This window comes from Mesorhizobium sp. M7A.F.Ca.US.006.04.2.1, from assembly GCF_004022915.1.
GTDB classification, from domain to species: domain Bacteria; phylum Pseudomonadota; class Alphaproteobacteria; order Rhizobiales; family Rhizobiaceae; genus Mesorhizobium; species Mesorhizobium ciceri.
This window is the reverse complement of sequence record NZ_RZQA01001321.1, coordinates 1-1098: the sequence shown is the minus strand read 5'-3', so window position 1 is coordinate 1098 and position 1098 is coordinate 1. Positions and strand designations below refer to the sequence as shown.

Below are 1098 nucleotides of genomic sequence, written 5' to 3'. Positions count from 1 at the left end.
GTATCGAGCAATCCGCTTGCGCCGGCTCGCCATAGCAGGCGAGGACGGCAAGGTCGCCGGCGGCAAACGCACGCGAGCACATTGCAAGCGACATCCGCGAACGCGGCGCCGACTGGTCAGCCTCCGCCTCGGTGCCCGCATATGTCCGCGAGTCGAGCAGCGCCTACGCCACGAAATGAGCAGAACGCCTTACGAGCATCGACCGCCGGCTGCTGCGCATGCGCGATGATGAGGCATGGTCTCGCAGCGGACCCGTTCCGACAGATGCTGCACCAGGGACGAGGCGACCTTATCCAACAAGGCACCACTTGCGCTGTTTGTGGAGACGAGCGTCGGCTGCATCCATGCGGCTGCTTGAGTGGTGAAGACTCTGAACGACGGTTCCTACGGCGCTGCCGGCGCAATCGGCTGCTTGGGGGACGCGTGACGCAGTCAAAGCTCCCCTTGCCAAGCACGGAGCAGGCGAGTGAGAGAGCAGATGAATAGGCGTGTCGCCAATATTTTTGCATTGCTCTAATCGATTATAGTTGTGAGGAGCAATTTGAGACCATTTACTTGCGGCTCAAGTCACCCATAAAAGAAGGCAAGCACCGATTCGGTAGCTTATCCCCTGTCTTTCGCGTACTCGCGGCCGTGGCGCCGGGTGAACGATTGAAGACCGCCGGTCTCACTCGCAGGTGGGCGCCAGGGCGTGGGGCGGTTGGCAAGCCACAGGAGTAGGACAATGTCGAAGGATTCGGGTAAGGGCGATAATCACGGCGGCGGACCGGGCAAGATCGAGATCACGGTGGTGGTGAACGGCCAGCCCACGCAGGTCGAAGCCAATCCCAACCAGCCGCTTCACGTCATTCGTACCAAAGCCCTTGAGAACACGCAGAATGTCGCCCAACCAGCCGAGAATTGGGAATTCAAGGATGAGGCCGGCAACTTGCTCGATGTCGACAAGAAGCTTGGCGACTTCGGTTTCCCGAATACTGTGACCCTGTTCCTCAGCCTGAAGGCGGGCGTCGCAGGTGCCTAAACACCAAAGTGTGGATCCGGAGGTCTCCCGAGCGAAGTTTGATCGGGAGATCGGCCGGTTCCGGCCATATGCTGATG

The 1098-nt window shown here is 60.1% G+C and carries 1 protein-coding gene; it reads left to right on the top strand.

The genetic code is table 11. The features are described 5' to 3' along the window. The first annotated feature begins 724 nt into the window (after positions 1-724). Positions 725-1021: a DUF2604 domain-containing protein gene (locus tag EN925_RS36980; RefSeq protein ID WP_024505654.1), complete on the top strand. Its 297-nt coding sequence runs from the start codon at positions 725-727 to the stop codon at positions 1019-1021. Positions 1022-1098 lie beyond the last annotated feature (77 nt).

Coding starts and splice junctions, on each gene's coding strand:
- EN925_RS36980 (WP_024505654.1), top strand. CDS start 725: ATGTCGAAGGATTCGGGTAAGGGCGATAATCACGGCGGCGGACCGGGC.